Below are 18,388 nucleotides of genomic sequence, written 5' to 3'. Positions count from 1 at the left end.
GCCGGGTCAATACGCATTCTCACGCAGCCAGGCGTGCACGCTGCGTATGTCGGGCAGCGCGAACACCGCCTTGCTGGGTTCACGTTCGCCCACCAGCACGCTCCAGCCGTGCTGGCCGTTGGCGGCATCGAAGCCGAACTCATCGGTCAGGTCATCGCCGAGGAACACCGGCAGGCGGCCGCGGAACGGCAGGTACTGCATCATCCGCCGCACGGCGCGGCCCTTATCGGTGCCGACGGGGACGAACTCAACGACGTGGTCGCCCGGTTGCAGGCGGTAGCTGGCACGGCCACGCACGTGGCGATCGGCGAAGGCACGGACATCGCTGGCGGCATGCGGCGCGCCGCGCCAGTGCAGTGCCAGGCCGACGCCCTTGTCTTCCACCAGCACGCCGGGATGCCCATGGGCAAAGCGCATCGCCTGCTGGTGCAGTGCGTGCAGCCACTCAGCGGTGTCGTCGTCGTGTTCGTCGCGCAGGACGCGACCGTCTTCGCCACGCAGTTCGTGGCCATGCAGGCCGGCGGCGGGCAGCTTCAAAGGCGCGAACAGTTGATCCAGCTGTTCAAGTGGGCGACCACTGACCAGTGCCACGGCACCTTCCAGGCGGTCGCTGATGCGGCCGATGGCTTCACGCACATCCGGCAGCAACTGCACGGCATCCGGGCGTGCAGCGAATTCGATAAGGGTGCCATCAACATCGAGAAACAACGCGCAGGCGTCGTCCAGCAATGGTGGTGGCGGACGCAGGGGGAGCGGTTCAGCCATGACGCCCAGCATGCCAGCGTGGGCGTGTACGTGGGGTCTAGGGCAGGCTACGGATCTGGTAGTGCGGACCAACGGCCCGCACCCACCCAGAGCGATCACCTCCGGTGGGTGCCGACCGTTGGTCGGCACGAAGGGGAAGCTTGTACTGAACCATGATGTTGCCGGCCTGCGGCCGCCACTACGAGGCAGTGCGGACCAACGGTCCGCACCCACCAGGAGTCATTGGTCCGATGCGATCAGAACGTATAGCGGACGCGGCCGTAGTAATACGCGCCATTGCTGCCGATCGGCGACAGCACGTCGTACGGCAGGTTGCCGAAGTAGTGGATATCGCTGTTGGATCGATCCGGGTAGTTGTCGGTCAGGTTCTGCCCGCCGATGGCTACGCTCCACTGCGGGGTGATGCGGTATTCCACTTCCGCATCCAGCTGCCATTCGGCCTGGTAGGTCTGGCGCGGGATGTAGCCGTCCCCGAAATTGAACACGCGGGTGGCACTGCCATAGCGGTTCACGCGGCTGCTCAGCGACCAGTGGTCGTTGCTCCACGCCGCCGAGACACTGCCGCGCGTGCGTGGCGTGGCATCGGTAAGGGTGTTGGTCTCTTCGATGCCGAACAGCACATAGTCCGGGTTCAGTGCGCGCAGCTGTGCGGGCGTGGCCAGCACGTTCTTCAGCGTGGTCTTCGTGTACGCGTAGGTGCCGGTCAGCAGCAGCTGGCCGTCACCCAGCGACTGGCGCCAGTTGCTCACCAGCTCGGCGCCGCGGGTGCGGGTGTCGGCGGCATTGACGAAGAAGCTGGCGCTCTGCAGGCCGCTGACGCCGTAGTTGGCGGCCACGTAGTCGGTCAGTGCATCGCCGGTGATGCTCTCCGACAGCGCGATGCGGTCGTCGATGTCGATCTGGAAGAAGTCCAGCGACAGGTCGAAATGCTCGCCGATGCGGCTGGTGAAGCCCAGCGAGGTATTGATCGATTTTTCCGGCTTCAGGTTCTGCGCACCCAGGCCACGCGCGATTGGATTGTTGACCGACAGCAGGCGGCCCTGCACCAGCTGGCCGCCAGCGTTGTAGCCGGTGGAGGTGGACTCGTAGCCGATCTGCGCCAGCGACGGCGCACGGAAGTTGTTGGAGATGGCACCGCGCAACGCGAACGCCGGGGTGAATTCATAGCGCAGGCCGAGCTTGCCGGTCAGTTCACCGCCGAAGTCGTCGTTGTGCTCGTAGCGTGCGGCCAGATCGGTGGAGAACTTCTCGCCGAACTGGCTGGACAGGCTGGCGTAGGCACTGGCCACGCCGCGCGACAGGCGCGCCGCATCCTGCGGGGTCAGGCCGCCACCGGCCTGCGAGCCGGTCGGGCGATCGGTGTAGGGGCCGGCGGCATAGCTGGCCGGGTCACCGGGGCGGGTCTGGTAGCGCTCGTGGCGCGCTTCCACGCCCAGGCCCACGGTGTGGCTGATGCTGTCGCTCTGGGTGAACACACGACTCAGATCGAGGTTGCCCACGGTCTGTGCGTATTCGTAGTCAGCGGTCTTGAAGCGGGTCGGGCTGGTCGGGCCCAACGACGCGTTGAGCGAATCGCGCAGGCGGTAGGTGAAGTCGTTCTGGCCGTAATCCAGGCTGCCGTCGTAGCTCCACTCGCCCCACTGGCCGCGTACGCCGGCCACGGCCTGCACGTCGCGGTTCTCGCCTTCGGAGATCGGTCGGTAACCGTTCGGATAGACCTGCTTCCAGTTGGCATCGCCATCGGGATAGCGGAAGTAGTTCGCGCCTTCGGTGTCACGCTGGTTGAAGGTGCCGAACGCGTAGAACGTCGACGTCTGGCCCACCGGAATCTCGGTGTTCAGCCACAGGTTGATGTCCTTGCTCTTGCCATCGCCCAGCACATAGTTGCGCTTGCCCTGCAGCGCCAGGTTGTCCGGCGTCTGGTCCCATGGCGGAATCTGGTCGAAGCCAGCGCGGTTGGTGCCGTTGCGGTGCTTGTACTCCAGGCCGACGCGCAGGAATCCGCCGTCTTCGCCCAGCGAGGTGCCGACCTTGGCGCTGATGTTGCCGGTCTGGCCGTCGGTGAGGGTGCGGCCGATCGGCTTGAGGTCGGTGTGGTTGGCACCGTAGCTGGCCTCGATCTCGCCGCCGTCGCCACCGTTGTCGAGGATCACGTTGATCACGCCGGCCACGGCATCCGATCCGTACAGCGCGCCGGCGCCGTCGCGCAGCACTTCGATGCGCTTGATGGCGCTGACCGGGATCGAGTTGAAGTCGACCGGGGTGGTGCCCTTGCCGATCTTGCTGTCGGTGTTGACCAGCGCGGTGTGGTGGCGGCGCTTGCCATTGACCAGCACCAGTACCTGGTCCGGCGACAGGCCGCGCAGCTGCGCCGCGCGCACATGGTCGGCGCCGCCGGAGTTGGACTGACGCGGGAAGTTGAACGACGGCAGCAACGCCTGCAGCGCACTGCCCAGTTCACCATTGACCACGCCGGCCTTGCGGATGTCCTCGGCGGTGAGCACATCCACCGGCGAGGTGGATTCCAGCACGGTGCGGTCGGCGGCACGGGTGCCGGTGACGATCACGGTGTCCAGGTTGGTGGCGTCCTGGGCCAGGGCCGGGACGGCGGCGGAGGAAAGCGCGAGGGCGATGGCGAGGCCGAGCGGCGACGCGGGCAGGCGGGCGGACATGGGGGGCTCCAGCAACAACGACGGCGGGGAAGGGGGGAGATGGTTTCACTTACATCCATCCGGATGAAGCGATATATTATCTTCGCGTGATGACCGGTGCCGATGCAAGCCCCTGCCGGTCCGGCATGAGTTGATGCCCTGCTGGCATCAGCACGCTGGGCCGGTGGCGCTGTACGCTGCCGGCTCGCCTTGTCCCCCTTCCCCGGAGCTGTACCGATGAAACACCTTGGCCTCGTCTTCGCCGTGCTGCTGGCCACCAGTGGCTGCGCCAGCCTGTCCTCGCAGGCGCCCAGCGCCTATGCCACGGCTACCACCGCCGAACTGAAGGGCGATGCCGCACGCCCGTCCACCGGGCAGGGCTGGGTACGCAGCGAGCTGTACTTCGGCGTGGGTGAAGAGCAGGGTGCCGGCAACCGCCCGCAGGCCGACACCATCAGCGAGGCGCAGTGGCGCACCTTCCTGGACAAGGAAGTGACCCCGCGCTTCCCGGATGGCCTGACCGTGTTCGATGCCTACGGCCAGTGGCTGTTCCGCGGCGATGCAGCGCCCAACCGCCTGCGCACCAAGGTGCTGGTGGTGCTGCACGAGGACACCCCGCAGCGGCGCGCCGACATCGAGGCGATCCGCCTGGCGTGGAAGCAGCAGACCAAGCATCAGTCAGTACTGTGGTCCCGGCAGGCGGTTGACGTATCGTTCTGAGTTGACGGTGCCGCCGCGGCGCCGCAGGGAGCGTGGATGAACTACAGGGAATGCATGCTGGGCCTGGTGATGGCAGGCGTGTTGGCACCGACGGCGCAGGCGGGGGGAGGCGACGGCGAAACGCTGCGGTTCCAGGTGGCCGCTCACGTGCAGGCGCACGCCGATCCCCAGCAGGACGGCAGCATCGCGGTGCAGCTGTCACCCTCGGGCAAGCGCCAGACGCTGGCGGGCGCGGCGGACGCCGACGGCAATTCGCGCTGGTCACTGGAGGACGTCGATTTCGATGGCTACCCGGAACTGGTTGCGCGTGCATCGGTGGGCATGGTCAACGAGGCGGTGGCGGTGTATCGCTTCGATCCGGCCAGCGCCGGGTTCTGCGCGCTGCAGGCCGACACCCATGGCAAGGACAGCTGCGGTGACCTGATGGGGCTGAGCGTGGATGCGGCTACCCGCACCCTCACCAGCAGCTGCCGCAGCGGCCCGATGTGGTACGCCGACCAGTACCGGTTTGCGGGTGCGAAACTCTATCTGTACCGCGCCGAGAGCGTGCTGATGCTGGGCGATACGTTGAACACCGCGCTGCATTGGGAACAGACCGACGGGCAGGGCCCGCTGGCAGTCTGGCGCACCTATGATCCCGCGGGCCGCGTGCTGGAGAGCGCCATCGGCGATGGCCTGGGCGCACCACCGGATGGACCGCTGCGTGGTCAGCAGGCCACCGTGGTGCCAGCGCGGTTGTTCCTGTTCGATCAGCCAGGTGCTTCCAGCACGAAGCGCTACCTGGTGCAGGGCGACCGTCTGGAGATGCTGGATGAACAGGATGGCTGGGTGAAGCTGCGGTTTCTCAATCCGAAAAGGGGCGTGGTGCTGGGCTGGATCAACGTCAACGATTGAAGAAAAAAAGGGGACGGAGGGAATTAAGTCGTTTGTGCCGTTAACGACTTAATTCCCTCCGTCCCCTTTTTTTGCGGAAGCATCACTTCATCGGGTCTAGCCTCGGACGTTCCCCCGTTCGAGGATGTATCCGATGAGCAAGCGCGTGGCCGAAATCGTGGTGGACGCCCTGCAGCAGGCCGGTGTCCGCCGTTGCTACGGCATCGTGGGCGATACGCTCAACCATGTGACCGATGCAATGCACGGCAGTGAGATCGCCTGGGTGCATGTGCGCCATGAAGAAGTGGCAGCCTTCGCTGCAGGCGCCGATTCGCTGGTGAGCGGCGAGCTGACCGCCTGCGCCGGTTCCTGCGGGCCTGGTGGCCTGCACTTCATCAACGGCGTCTTCGAAAGCAACCGCAATCGCGCGCCGATGGTGCTGATCGCCAGCCAGATCGTCACCAGCGAGCTGGGTATGGAGTTCCCGCAGGAAGTGGATTTCAAGGCGGTCTATGGCAGCTGCACGGTGTTCTGCGAACAGGTGCACAGCGCCGAACAGGCGCGCCGCGTGGTCACGCTGGCCTGCCAGGCCGCGATCAGCCGTCGCGGCGTCGCCGTAGTGATCCTGCCGGCTGACATCAGCCAGGCCGAGGTGAAGCATGACGTGCCGTTCTCGGTGCACTACACGCAGCCGGTGCTGCGACCCTCTGACGCTGAACTGCAGCGGATCGCCGAGCTGCTGGGGCAGGGCAAGCGCATCGGCGTCTATGCCGGTGCCGGTTGCCAGGGCGCGCACGCGCAGCTGCTGGAGCTGGCCCGACGCCTGCAGGCACCCATCGCGCACACCTCGCGCGCCAAGGATTTCGTCGAGCCGGACAACCCGTACAACATGGGCATGACCGGCATCTTCGGCATCGAATCCGGCTTCCACACGCTGATGGAGTGCGACACGCTGCTGCTGCTCGGCGCCGATTTCGCCTGGGGCCAGTTCTACCCGGACAAGGCCACGATCATCCAGGTCGACCGTGATGGCAGTCACCTGGGCCGCCGCCATCCGGTGAACCTGGGCGTGGTCGGGGACATCGCGCCCACGCTGGACGCCCTGCTGCCGATGCTGCCGCCACGCGAGGACAGCAGTTTCCTGGATGAATGCATCGAACGTCGCGACAAGGCGCTGAAGAAGCGCGAGCAGGAAGAACAACCGGGCGAGGGCGAACTGATCCATCCGCAGCACCTGACCGCGCTGCTGTCGAAGTACGCAACGGATGACGCGCTGTTCACCGCTGACGGCGGCTCACCGATGGTGTGGGTGCTGCGGCATATCCGGGTAAATGGTCGCCGCCGCACGCTGACCAGCCTGTTGCATGGCACGATGGCCAATGCGATGCCGCAGGCACTCGGCCTGCAGAAGGCGTTTCCCGGCCGTCAGGTGATCTCGCTGTCCGGCGATGGTGGCCTGGCAATGCTGCTGGGCGACCTGCTGACGGCGGTACAGGAGAACCTGCCGATCAAGGTGGTGGTGTTCAACAACGGCTCGCTGAACTTCGTCGAGCTGGAGCAGAAGGTGGAAGGCCTGCTGGACAACTACACCGACCTGAAGAATCCGGACTTCGGCCGCCTGGCCGAAGTGATCGGCTTCCACGGCCGCACGGTCACCCGCAGCGAGGATCTGGAGGAGGCGGTGCAGGACTTCCTGGCGCAGCGTGGCCCGGCGCTGCTGGACGTGCACACGAGTCGTGCCGAGCTGGTGATGCCGCCGCAGATCGAGGCCAAGCAGGTGGCCGGTACCGCACTGTACGCCGCCAAGGCCGTGTTGAACGGCCGCTTCGACGACGTGAAGCATCTGCTGGTGGACAACTTCCTGAAGAAGTAGTGGGTTGGTCGATGCAGGGCTGCGCCCTGCACCCGCAGAGGCCAGAGCAACGTCAAGGGCAAAAGCAGGGTATTGGTGGAATGGCGGGGCTGGGTCCGGTTGCCGGGGGCGCTGCAAGTACGTCCATGTAAGCTCGGTCGCCGCATCCATGCGGCTCACGCCCCCGCAACCGGACCCACCCCGTCTTCGACAGTCTCCTGCGATCTGTCGGAACGGCACATTGCGCTGGTGGGTGTCGACCTTGGTCGACACGGTAGATCCACGCCATGCGTGGATAACGGAAAAATGATCGAAATGATCTTCTGTAGGGCCGAGCCATGCTCGGCTCAGAGCGAAGCGACCCGCTTTTGCTTTTGATCTTTTGAACTTTTGATTCTCTTCCGTGGCCGCCGCGCGCAGGAAACTGTCAGAAGCCGGGCGGGGTGGGCTGTGCAGGACCGTTGGCGCCATGGATGGCGCCATCGAGCCCCCATGGACGGGTTTACGGCGTGTCCTGCGCAGCCCACCCCGCACGGCCTACTCCAATAACCCCGCTGTCCGCGACCACCCCGCCACGAGGGGCCCCGCCGTTGGCTGGAACCCATCATTCCACGACGGAATTGGCGCGCTGGCCCCGCTGGGCCTACCATCGGCGGTCCCCACCCCCCCCACCGCCCCTTCCATGTCCGCTCCCGCTTCCGCCGCATCGCGTCGCTGGTTCGTCGCCGGCGACTTCAATGGCTTCTTCGGCCTGGTCGTCGACAACCTTTCCATCCTTGGCTTCATCGCCATGGCCCTGGTCGGGATCTTCCAGTTCCCCGCCGACGTGGTGTTCGGCCGCATGTTCCCCGGCACCGCCTTCGGCGTGCTGGTCGGCAACCTGCTGTACACCCTGATGGCGCGCCGGCTGGCCGCGCGTACCGGCCGCGACGATGTCACCGCCATGCCGCTGGGCCTGGACGCACCCACCAGCATCGGCATGGCGCTGCTGGTGCTCGGCCCGGCCTTCGTGGCCTTCAAGCAGCAGGGCATGGATCCGCATGCCGCGGGCATCGCCACCTGGCAGCTGGGCATGGCCGCGCTGGTGATCATGGGCGTGCTCAAGCTGGTGCTTTCGTTCTTCGGCGAGGCGGTCACCCGCGCGCTGCCGCGTGCTGCGCTGCTGGGTTCCATCGCCGGCATCGCCTTGGTGCTGATGGGGCTGCTGCCATTGCTGGAGACGCTGCGCTCGCCGCTGGTCGGCTTCACCACGCTGGGGCTGCTGCTGTATGTGCTGATCGCCAAGGGCAAGCTGCCGGTGCGTGGCCCCGGCGTGCTGCTGGCCTTCGTGTTCGGCACCGTGCTGTATTACGGCCTTGGCCTGGCCGGGCTTGGCGCACCGGGCTTCCACGTGCCGGAGTGGGTGCCGCCGCAGGTGGTGCTGCCGCTGCCGACGCTGGGCTTCCTCGATGGCCTGCCCACCGCGATGACCTACCTGCCGTTGCTGCTGCCGTTCGGCCTGCTGATGGTGGTCGGCGGCATCAACGTGTCCGAGAGCGCACGCGCGGCCGGTGATGACTACCGCACCCGCGACATCCTGCTGGTGGAAGCGGTGGCCACGCTGGTGGCCGGTGTCTGCGGTGGCGTGGCGCAGACCACGCCGTACATCGGCCAGCCGGCGTACAAGCACATGGGCGCGCGCAGCGGCTACACCCTGCTGACCGGCCTGTTCGTCGGCATCGGCGGCATGCTGGGCATCATCTCAGGGCTGGTGCAGTGGCTGCCGCTGGCGGTGCTGGCACCGATCATCGTGTACGTGGCCATCGACATCACCACCCAGGCCTTCCAGGCTACGCCGCGCCACCACACCGGCGCGATGGTGTTCGGTTTCCTGCCGTCGGTGGCGTACCTGCTGGCGATCAAGGCGCCGGGCTGGATCGCGCCGGACCAGCTGCCGCAGTTGCTGACCAAACTGGATGGCCACGGACTGCCTGAGCTGGCGGTGATCTTCACCCTCGGCAACGGCTTCATCATCACCTCGATGCTGTGGATCTCGGCGGTAGCGGCGATGGTCGATGGCCGCCTGCGCCGTGCCTGCGGCTTCCTGCTGGTGGCCGCCGGTCTGACCCTGTTCGGCCTGATCCACTCGGTGGATCCGCGCGGTGGCATCTACCTGCCGTGGGACCTGGATGGGCTGGCACGCATCATCAGCTGGCAGTTCGCCGGCGCCTACGTGGCATTGGCGCTGCTGCTGGGCCTGCTGTCGCTGCAGAAGCAGGCGGTGGAGCCGCTGGGTGATCGCACCGACCATTGACCGGTGACGCCGGGCATCGCCCGGCTCTGCAGGGGGAAGCTGCAGGCGGCGGAATTACCGTTCGGCGTCCAGCTCCGGGTAGTGGCGGAAGATGCCATTGGTGTTGAATGCCAAGCGCCGTTCCGAGCCCAGATAGGTAGCGATGTTCGGCCGCTTCGCCACCCGCTCCTGCAGCGCACGCAGCAGGGGCAGGGTGGGGGCCAGCGCCTGCATGCGGCGCGGGAACATGTAGTCCAGCCCGCTCAGCAGCTGGAACAGCGACAGGTCCACATAGGAGTGCTCGCGCAGCGCATGGCGGCCACCATTGGCGGCCAGCACCTGTTCGAAATAGGCCAGGAACTTGGGCAGCCGCTCGCTGCGCAGGGACGCGGCCCGCGCCTTGGCTTCGGTCTTCTGCTCTTCGTAGTACTTCGATGCAGCGATCGGGTGGTGGGTGTCGTGCACCTCGGCCACCAGGTCGGCAATGGTCAGCTGCAGTTGCAGCGCCTGCACCCGCCGTGAGGCCGCCTGCGGCACCAGGTCCAGCGTCGGGCCGAGGAAATCCAGGATGGCCGCGACCTGCGCGATGACCTGGCGGCCCGCCTTCAGGAACGGCGGCGCGAAGGGTTGCGGACCCTCGCTGCTGCCATCGAGAAACGCCTGCATCACCGCATCGCCGTGCACCCGCGCCATGTCGATGTAGTCGGCGCCGGCATCTTCCAGCGCCAGCCGCACGAATTCACCGCGGCCCTGGATGCCGGTCCAGTAATACAGCGCGTACTGCATGGCAGTGTCTCCACGGGACAGGACTCACAGCCTCGCGCGGGCAGTGCAAAGCAGGCGTGAGCATGGACTGCGCGTGCCTGAACCCGAACGGCAGCGGAACAGGCGGGGAACCCGTTGGAATGGGTGGGGTCACACCTTCTCCATGCGTGTGAAACGAGGTGCTGCATCATGCAGAGTGGAAAGGCGGTATGGCCCTGGATATTGGGCGTGGTGGTGATTGGCGGCGCGGGAGGCTGGTTGTTCCGCGATCAGATCAAGAGCCTGGCAGACGGTGTTTCGGTGCCGGTGCAATCAACCCCCGCCAGTACCAGTGCACCGCCACAACCGACGGCAGCCGTAGAGCCCGCGCCAGCACCCCCAACGATCCGGCATCCGCTGGATACCGAGGCCGCTGCCGACCCGGCGCTGCCGAAACTGGCGGACAGCGATGCCGCGGCATGGGGTGCGCTGGGCCAGCTGTTCCAAGGGGAGGGGCCGCTGACCCTGCTGCTGCGCGACCATCTGATCCAGCGCCTGGTCACCCAGGTCGACAACCTGGACAAACCCAGCGTGCCGCCAACCGCGCTGGCCGCGCGCCCGCTGCCGGGCAACCTGCAGGTCGAGCCGGGGGAAGGCGGTGAACGCATCGCCGCCAGCAACGCGGCGCGCTATGCGCCCTATGTGCACGCATTCACTGCGCTGGACCCGGCGGCAGCGGCTACCGCTTACAAGCGCTTCTATCCGCTGATCCAGCAGGCCTACGTCGACCTGGGTCGGCCCGACTCGTACTTCAATGATCGCCTGGTGGCGGTGATCGACCATCTGCTGGACACCCCGGAACTGGCCCAGGCACCGCTGGTGCAGCGCGATGACCGCGGCCGCTATCGCTTCGTCGATTCCGCCCTGCAGTCGCGCTCGATCGGCCAGAAGGCCCTGCTGCGCATGGACGCGGCGCAGGCACAGGCGGTCAAGCAGCAGCTGCGGGCGATCCGCAGCGCGATCACCCGCTGAGCCCGTCCACAGCACGAAACTGATCGGGATCAACGCGCCGACCACACCCGCTCCGGCATGCTGGCCGCAGGCTGACCGGCCTCGGGGTGCAGTCGCAGTCACCCTTGAAACGGGGTGGGGCAGCCGCATCTTTCCAGCATCGCCGGCGCGGGCCGGCCCAGATGACCGATGAGGTTTCGCAATGCGGATGGACAAGCTCACCTCGCGTTTCCAGCAGGCGCTGGCAGACGCCCAGTCGCTGGCCGTGGGCCGCGACAACAGCATCATCGAACCGGTTCACCTGTTCAGCGCCCTGCTGGACCAGCAGGGCGGCAGCACGCGCCCGTTGCTGGCCCAGGCCGGGGTGAACGTGCCGGTGCTGCGCGAGCGCCTGACCGAGGCGCTGGACGCACTGCCCAAGGTGTCCGGCCAGGCCGGCAACGTCTCGATGGGCAATGACCTGGGGCGCCTGCTGAACCAGACCGACAAGCTGGCCCAGCAGCACGGGGATGCCTTCATTGCCAGCGAGTGGTTCGTGCTGGCGTCGCTGGAGGATGGCGGCACGCTGGGCATGGCGCTGCGCGCCGCCGGTGCCGACAAGACCCGCCTGCAGGCCGCGATCGACAAGCTGCGCGGCGGCGAGAACGTGCAGTCGGAGAATGCAGAGGAGCAGCGGCAGGCGCTGGAGAAATACACCATCGACCTGACCGCGCGTGCCGAGAGCGGCAAGCTCGATCCGGTGATCGGCCGTGACGAGGAAATCCGCCGCACCATCCAGGTGCTGCAGCGCCGGACCAAGAACAACCCGGTGCTGATCGGCGAACCCGGCGTGGGCAAGACCGCGATCGTGGAAGGCCTGGCCCAGCGCATCATCAACGACGAAGTGCCCGAGGGCCTGCGCGGCAAGCGGGTGCTGTCGCTGGACATGGGCGCGCTGATCGCCGGTGCCAAGTTCCGTGGCGAATTCGAGGAGCGTCTGAAGGGCGTGCTCAACGACCTGGCCAAGAACGAAGGCCAGATCATCCTGTTCATCGACGAACTGCACACCATGGTCGGCGCCGGCAAGGCCGACGGCGCGATGGATGCCGGCAACATGCTCAAGCCGGCGTTGGCACGCGGGGAGCTGCACTGCATCGGCGCGACCACGCTGGACGAGTACCGCAAGTACATCGAGAAGGATGCTGCGCTGGAGCGCCGTTTCCAGAAGGTGTTCGTGGGTGAGCCGTCGGTGGAGGACACCATCGCCATCCTGCGTGGGCTGAAGGAAAAGTACGCCCTGCATCACGGGGTGGAGATCACCGACCCGGCCATCGTCGCTGCCGCCACGTTGTCCAACCGTTACATCACCGACCGCCAGCTGCCGGACAAGGCCATCGACCTGATGGACGAGGCCGCCTCGCGCCTGCGCATGGAGATCGACTCCAAGCCGGAGGAACTGGACCGCCTGGAACGCCGGGTGATCCAGCTGAAGATCCAGCGCGAGATGCTGAAGAAGGAAAAGGACGAGGCCTCGCGGCAGCGCCTGGCCGATCTGGAGAACGATATCGAGGCGCTGGAGCGCGAGTTCTCCGACCTCAATGAAATCTGGAAGTCGGAGAAGGCTGCGCTGCAGGGTGCAACCAGGATCAAGGAGCAGGTCGAGCAGGCCAAGCTGGAGCTGGAAGCCGCGCAGCGCCGCCAGGATTTCGCCAAGATGAGCGAGATCCAGTACGGCCTGCTGCCGCAGCTGGAAAAGCAGCTGGCCGCCGCCCAGGAAGCCGAGCACAAGGACTTCAAGCTGGTGCAGGACCGCGTGACCGACGAGGAGATTGCCGAGGTCGTGTCGCGCTGGACCGGCATTCCGGTCAACAAGATGCTCGAAGGCGAGCGCGACAAGCTGCTGCGCATGGAAGAGGTGCTGCACAACCGCGTGGTCGGCCAGGAGGAAGCGATCAAGGTTGTCTCCGATGCCGTGCGCCGTTCGCGTGCGGGCCTGTCCGATCCGAATCGCCCGGCCGGTTCGTTCCTGTTCCTCGGCCCGACCGGTGTCGGCAAGACCGAACTGTGCAAGTCGCTGGCCGAGTTCCTGTTCGACAGTGCCGACGCCATGATCCGCATCGACATGAGCGAGTTCATGGAGAAGCACAGCGTCGCCCGCTTGATCGGCGCGCCCCCGGGCTACGTCGGCTACGAGGAAGGCGGTTACCTGACCGAGGCCGTGCGTCGCCGTCCGTACTCGCTGATCCTGCTGGACGAAGTAGAGAAGGCACATCCGGATGTGTTCAACATCCTGCTGCAGGTACTGGACGATGGCCGCCTGACCGATGGCCAGGGTCGCACCGTGGACTTCCGCAACACCGTCATCGTGATGACCTCGAACCTGGGCTCGCACCAGATCCAGGACATGAGCGCCGACGACAGCCCGGAGGCCTACACGCAGATGAAGGCGGCAGTGATGGGCGTGGTGCAGGCGCACTTCCGTCCGGAGTTCATCAACCGCCTGGACGACATCGTGGTGTTCCATCCGCTGGACAAGCAGCAGATCAAGCAGATCGCGCGCATCCAGATGCGTGGCCTGGAGAAGCGCCTGGCCGAGCGTGGCTTGAAGCTGATGGTGTCCGACGCAGCGTTCGACCTGCTTGGCAACGTTGGCTTCGATCCGGTGTATGGTGCGCGCCCGTTGAAGCGCGCGATCCAGGCGCAGCTGGAGAACCCGTTGGCGCAGAAGATCCTGTCCGGCGCCTTCGTCAACGGCGACACCATCGAAGTCGGAAATGATGGTGGCCACCTGGTGTTCGCCAAGGCGTGAGTCCATCGGGGCGCTGCCTGACCGCAGCGCCCCGTTTTCTCCGGTAGCGCCGGGCCATGCCCGGCGACTTCTCAGAAGCGGTGCGTATACCCGCTCATCAGCCCGAACTGGTTGGGCTTCTGCACGATCGGGCTGTTGGCCGCATCGCCGAGCAGGCGCGTGCCTTCGGCCGAGATATACCAGTTGCCGTTGCGGCCCACGCGGTGGCTCCACTTCAGGCCGACACCGGCGCTGGCCAGGCCGGCCTTCGGTTTGTGCTCGGCGAAGCCGGTTCGCGCCGCCTGTTCTGGGCTGACGCCGTACCAGGTCTGCATGTAGCCGCGGTTGCCGTAGTCGGTGGACACGCTGCCGCTGACCACACCGCCAGCCAGGTCGAACAGCGGCAGGGTCAGGTTCAGATGGATCTGCTGGGTGGCCAGGCCGTTCTCGGCCTTGTCCTCGTCCTTGCGGGTGAACTGCCAGGAGCCGCTCAGCACGGCCTCGCCCAGCGTATAACCAGCCGAGACACCGACCAGGGGACGGGTATCGATATCGCCCATGCCGCGCAGGAAGTCCGAGCCGCCGAGCAGGGAGTCCTTGTCCTTGCGGATGCCGCTGCCGCCGACGTAGGCGCGCACGCGGGTGTGCTCGCCGAGGGCGGTGCCCCAGCCGATGCCACTGGTGCCCAGAAACCAGCCCCCCGGCGAGGTGACATCGAAGGAGAGTGACGGCGTCGCACGATACTCCTCGCTGCCGCTGTAGCGCGGCGTCACGCCACCACCGGCGGCGAGCTCGAAGGTCCAGTGGTCATCCTTGGCGTGGGCGATCGGGGCGGCAAACAGCGGCAGCAGGGCCAGGCAGAGCAGGGTGGGGGAACGGCGAAGCTGGGACATGGAAACTCTCGACAATGGGAGGAAAGCAGCGCGCGCATCCGGCGAGTGCTGCAGGGTCGCCAGCGTGGCGATACGCCGGCGACCGATCCGTCCGCAGTTGTGCGGGAGTTGTAATTAACTGTAATCGCGGCCCAGCGCGTTCAGCTGGCAGCCAGCGGCCAGTGCATTTCCAGGCGTGCGCCGCCCAGCGTGGCGCGGCTGATGCGCAGCTCGCCGCCGTGGCGGGCTGCAATACGGCCGACGATGGCCAGGCCCAGGCCGAAGCCGCCGGTGTCACGGCTGCGGCTGTCATCCAAGCGGGTGAACGGGCGCATCACCTTTTCGTGGTCAGCCTCGGCGATGCCGGGGCCGTCATCGTCCACGCGCAGGCAGGCGCGGCCGCCAACACCCACCAGCGAGACTTCGACCTGCGAGCGCGCATGACGCAGTGCGTTGCCGAGCAGGTTGCTCAGCGCCAGCTGCAGCAGGCGTGGCTCGGCATCCACGCGCGGCAGGGCGCTAGGCTGCACACGCAGCGCCAGGCCGGCACGCTCGGCATCGCGGCGGGCATCGGCCAGGCAGGCCTGCAGCCAGTCATTGGCTTCAATCCGCTGCATCGGTTCGCCCTCGCTGGGATGCTCCAATCGTTCGTAGGCCAGCAGTTCGCTGACCAGCCGGTTGAGCTCGGCCAGGTCACCATGCAGGCCCTGAGCCAGCCGCGCGCGACGTTCGCGATCATCGCTGTCCTGCATCAGGTCCAGGCCGAAGGCCACGCGTGCGATGGGCGTGCGCAGTTCGTGCGAAATGGCATGAGTGAGGTCGCGCTGGCGCTGTACCAGCTCGGCCACGCGCGCGGCCATGCGGTTGGAGTGGTCGACGATGACCCGGATCTGCGAGCGTGGCGAGACCTGCGCGCGTGCCTGCAGATCGCCGGCGCCGATGCGGTCGGCATGCACGCGCAGGGCGTCCAGATCGCGCCAGAGCAGGCGCACCCACGCGTACAGGCACAACCCGAACAGGGCCAGCATCACCGAGTAGGCGATCAGGGTGAGATACAGCGTCATTGACGGCTCGCCTGGCAGGTGCAGGCGCAGCCAGGGACCGTCCGGATGCCGTGGATCAAGAGGCGCCAGTACGATCTCGAACTTCTGCCGGGAAATGAGTCCGTTGCGCTGCAGCTGTTCCTGTTCGCCGGCTTCGAGGGCCGGCGCTGACGGCAACAGTGCCAGCGCAATGCCGTAGTGGGGTTGCCACTGCGCCAGCTGATCCTGCTGGGCGGCGGGGCCCTTTCCATCCAGCCCCTGCCGCAACGCATACAGCTGGCCACGCACCTGCTCTGCAAACACACGCTGCTGGAACGGCAGGTAGATGCGATCGAAGATCACATTGATGAGCAGCAGAGTGATCAGGAAGCTCGCGCCGACCACCAGCCACAGGCGCAGGAAAAGCCGCTTCACGCCGACCAGACCGAGGGATTGAACTGGTAGCCGCGTCCCCACACGGTCTTGATCCGCCGCGGTTCGCGCGCGTCGTCGCCGAGCTTTCGGCGCAGCTTGCCGATGCAGACGTCGACGCTGCGGTCCAGGCCGTCGAAGCCGATGCCGCGCACCGCCTGCAGGATCTGGTCACGCGACAGGATCTGCCCGGGCTGGCTGGCCAGCAGCCACAGGATCTCGAACTCGGTGGTGCCCACATCCACCGCCGCACCGTGCAGGTGCACTTCACGCTGCATGCGATCGATCAGCAGTTGCCCATGCATCAGCCGGCTGGGCGTGCCGGTGTTGCTGCTGCCATGGCGGCGGCGCAGCAGGGCGCGCAGGCGGGCCAGCAGCAGGCGCGGCTCGATCGGCTTGTGCACATAGTCATCGGCACCCGATTCCAGGCCCAGCACCTGCTCGATGTCGTCCTCGCAGGCGGTCAGCATCAGGATCGGCACGTCGGAGAAGCTGCGGATCTGCCGGCAGACATCGATGCCACCGAGGCCGGGCAGCATCAGATCCAGCACCACCAGCTCCGGCGCATGCTGGCGGCAGGCCGCACCGGCCAGGTCACCACGGGCCACGTGCTGCACGGCGAAGCCGTGCTCGTGCAGGTAGTCGCTGACCAGTTCGGCCAGGCGACGGTCGTCCTCCACCAGCAGTACCAGCGTGGGCGAACTGCTGGCAGGGGGTGTCCAGGAAGATGGCTGCATGCGTGGGGCCTCCGTGCCCGGGCAGGAGCGCCCGGCGGCGAAGCCTAGCAACGGCCCATGACGGCTGCCTGAATCGCGGCCAACCTGATAACCGCGGGTACGGACGTCATCGCCAGCGGCGTTCAGCGGCTGGCCCGGGCTGGCCTATGGTGGCGGTTTCCCCGGATGGAGCCTGGCGCAATGAGCGACCCGCAGTGGCAACTGGAAACCCTGGCCGTGCACGGCGGCTACCGTCCCGACCCGACCACCCGCGCGGTGGCGGTGCCGATCTACCAGACCGTGGCCTATGCGTTCGATGACACCCAGCACGGCGCCGACCTGTTCGACCTGAAGGTGCCGGGCAACATCTACACGCGCATCATGAACCCCACCACCGATGTGCTGGAGCAGCGCCTGGCCGCGCTGGAAGGGGGTATCGGCGCGCTGGCGCTGGCCTCGGGGCAGGCCGCGATCACCTACGCCATCCAGACCATCGCCGAAGCCGGTGACAACATCGTCGCCTCCAGTGCGCTGTACGGCGGCAGCCTCAACCTGCTGGCGCACACGCTGCCGCAATATGGCATCCAAGCGCGTTTTGCCGACCCGGCCGATCCATCCGCGTTCGCAGGGTTGATCGATGAGCGCACCAAGGCGGTGTTCGTCGAATCGATCGGCAACCCGCGCGGCAACGTCACCGACATTGCCGCCATTGCCGAGGTCGCGCATGCCGCCGGCGTGCCACTGATCGTCGACAACACGGTGGCCACGCCATTCCTGCTGCGCCCGTTCGAGCATGGTGCCGATATCGTGGTGCATTCGCTGACCAAGTACCTCGGCGGCCACGGCAACAGCCTGGGCGGCGCGATCATCGATTCGGGCCGCTTCGACTGGGCCGCACAGCCCGCGCGCTTCGCCCGCCTCAACCAGCCTGACCCGAGCTACCACGGGGTGGTCTATACCGAAGCGCTGGGGCCGGCGGCCTATATCGGCCGCGCGCGGGTGGTGCCGCTGCGCAACACCGGCGCGGCGCTGTCACCGTTCAATGCCTTCCTGATCCTGCAGGGCATCGAGACCCTGGCGCTGCGCATGGAACGCATCAACGCCAACGCACTGGCCATCGCGCAGTTCCTGAAGTCGCATGCAAAGGTGGCCTGGGTGCGTTATGCCGGACTGGTCGACGACCCCGAACATGCCGCCGCGCAGCGCTATCTGGGCGGCCACGGCTCGGGCGTGTTGACCTTCGGCCTGCCGGGCGGCCGCGAGGCCGGCGCGCGTTTCCTCGATGCACTGAAGCTGTTCACCCGCCTGGTCAATCTGGGCGATGCGAAGTCACTGGCCACCCATCCGGCCTCGACCACCCATCGCCAGCTGGATGCAGCGGAGCTGGCCAAGGCCGGCGTCAGCGAAGACACCGTGCGGCTGTCGATCGGCATCGAGCATATCGGGGACCTGCGTAACGACCTGGAGCAGGCCCTGGCCGGCGCCTGATAGCCGCACGCTTGGTGCATATCGCCACAGGCGATCACCACTGGCGCCGCGATGCGCTACGGTGGAACTGCCTCTCCAAGGCAGTGGCAACGTGGCGATCCAGATCCCCGGTCGATGCGGGTCGACCGGGGATTTTTTTTGTTCCCGGGTCAGATCCGTTTTCCTGCGGAAAACGGATCTGACCCCATGCACCGCCGTGTCGA

The 18,388-nt window shown here is 66.7% G+C and carries 13 protein-coding genes; 7 read left to right on the top strand and 6 right to left on the bottom strand.

The window, feature by feature from the left end; translation table 11 throughout:
* Positions 1 to 6: 6 nt before the first annotated feature.
* Both otsB and ACYKG1_RS16790 read right to left on the bottom strand, forming a co-directional pair.
* Positions 7 to 765, bottom strand: a complete 759-nt coding sequence (gene otsB, locus ACYKG1_RS16795) for a trehalose-phosphatase (protein ID WP_032128814.1) — start codon at positions 763 to 765, stop codon at positions 7 to 9.
* Between the two features lie 236 nt (positions 766 to 1,001).
* Positions 1,002 to 3,437 carry a TonB-dependent receptor plug domain-containing protein gene (locus ACYKG1_RS16790; RefSeq protein WP_478470948.1) on the bottom strand — a complete coding sequence of 812 codons (2,436 nt, stop codon included), beginning with the start codon at positions 3,435 to 3,437 and terminating at the stop codon, positions 1,002 to 1,004.
* A gap of 216 nt (positions 3,438 to 3,653) precedes the next feature.
* Between ACYKG1_RS16790 and ACYKG1_RS16785 the strand changes: the two genes are divergently transcribed.
* From ACYKG1_RS16785 to ACYKG1_RS16770, 4 genes are all read left to right on the top strand, one after another.
* Positions 3,654 to 4,136, top strand: coding sequence for a DUF3574 domain-containing protein (locus ACYKG1_RS16785; protein ID WP_100473710.1), 483 nt, complete (start codon positions 3,654 to 3,656; stop codon positions 4,134 to 4,136).
* A gap of 36 nt (positions 4,137 to 4,172) precedes the next feature.
* Entirely contained in the window at positions 4,173 to 5,030 is an 858-nt protein-coding gene (locus ACYKG1_RS16780) for an XAC2610-related protein (protein ID WP_478470947.1), read from the top strand.
* Positions 5,031 to 5,163: 133 nt separating this feature from the next.
* Positions 5,164 to 6,882 (top strand): thiamine pyrophosphate-dependent enzyme, encoded by a 1,719-nt coding sequence (locus ACYKG1_RS16775; RefSeq protein ID WP_100473708.1) that lies wholly within the window; start codon positions 5,164 to 5,166, stop codon positions 6,880 to 6,882.
* Positions 6,883 to 7,543: 661 nt separating this feature from the next.
* Positions 7,544 to 9,154 carry a SulP family inorganic anion transporter gene (locus ACYKG1_RS16770; protein WP_262227587.1) on the top strand — a complete coding sequence of 537 codons (1,611 nt, stop codon included), beginning with the start codon at positions 7,544 to 7,546 and terminating at the stop codon, positions 9,152 to 9,154.
* A gap of 54 nt (positions 9,155 to 9,208) precedes the next feature.
* Here ACYKG1_RS16770 and ACYKG1_RS16765 read toward each other — a convergent pair whose 3' ends face one another.
* Positions 9,209 to 9,919 (bottom strand): glutathione S-transferase, encoded by a 711-nt coding sequence (locus tag ACYKG1_RS16765; RefSeq protein WP_478470946.1) that lies wholly within the window; start codon positions 9,917 to 9,919, stop codon positions 9,209 to 9,211.
* A 168-nt stretch (positions 9,920 to 10,087) separates the two neighbouring features.
* Between ACYKG1_RS16765 and ACYKG1_RS16760 the strand changes: the two genes are divergently transcribed.
* A complete protein-coding gene (locus tag ACYKG1_RS16760; protein WP_478470945.1) occupies positions 10,088 to 10,909 on the top strand; it encodes a DUF3014 domain-containing protein in 822 nt (273 codons plus the stop codon).
* A 181-nt stretch (positions 10,910 to 11,090) separates the two neighbouring features.
* Positions 11,091 to 13,676 carry an ATP-dependent chaperone ClpB gene (clpB, locus tag ACYKG1_RS16755; protein ID WP_100473704.1) on the top strand — a complete coding sequence of 862 codons (2,586 nt, stop codon included), beginning with the start codon at positions 11,091 to 11,093 and terminating at the stop codon, positions 13,674 to 13,676.
* A 71-nt stretch (positions 13,677 to 13,747) separates the two neighbouring features.
* Here clpB and ACYKG1_RS16750 read toward each other — a convergent pair whose 3' ends face one another.
* From ACYKG1_RS16750 to ACYKG1_RS16740, 3 genes are all read right to left on the bottom strand, one after another.
* Complete coding sequence (locus tag ACYKG1_RS16750) at positions 13,748 to 14,548, bottom strand: MipA/OmpV family protein (RefSeq protein ID WP_478470944.1); 801 nt, start codon at positions 14,546 to 14,548, stop codon at positions 13,748 to 13,750.
* A gap of 140 nt (positions 14,549 to 14,688) precedes the next feature.
* Positions 14,689 to 15,984, bottom strand: a complete 1,296-nt coding sequence (locus ACYKG1_RS16745; RefSeq protein WP_478470943.1) for an ATP-binding protein — start codon at positions 15,982 to 15,984, stop codon at positions 14,689 to 14,691.
* On the bottom strand, positions 15,981 to 16,718 hold the full coding sequence (locus tag ACYKG1_RS16740) for a winged helix-turn-helix domain-containing protein (protein WP_478470942.1): 738 nt from the start codon (positions 16,716 to 16,718) through the stop codon (positions 15,981 to 15,983). Before ACYKG1_RS16740 ends, ACYKG1_RS16745 begins: the two co-directional genes overlap by 4 nt.
* A gap of 180 nt (positions 16,719 to 16,898) precedes the next feature.
* Between ACYKG1_RS16740 and ACYKG1_RS16735 the strand changes: the two genes are divergently transcribed.
* Positions 16,899 to 18,185: an O-acetylhomoserine aminocarboxypropyltransferase/cysteine synthase family protein gene (locus ACYKG1_RS16735; RefSeq protein WP_478470941.1), complete on the top strand. Its 1,287-nt coding sequence runs from the start codon at positions 16,899 to 16,901 to the stop codon at positions 18,183 to 18,185.
* Positions 18,186 to 18,388: the final 203 nt, after the last annotated feature.

The organism is Stenotrophomonas sp. 85239_Sma, from assembly GCF_056481725.1.
This window is presented reverse-complemented; position numbering and strand designations above follow the sequence as displayed.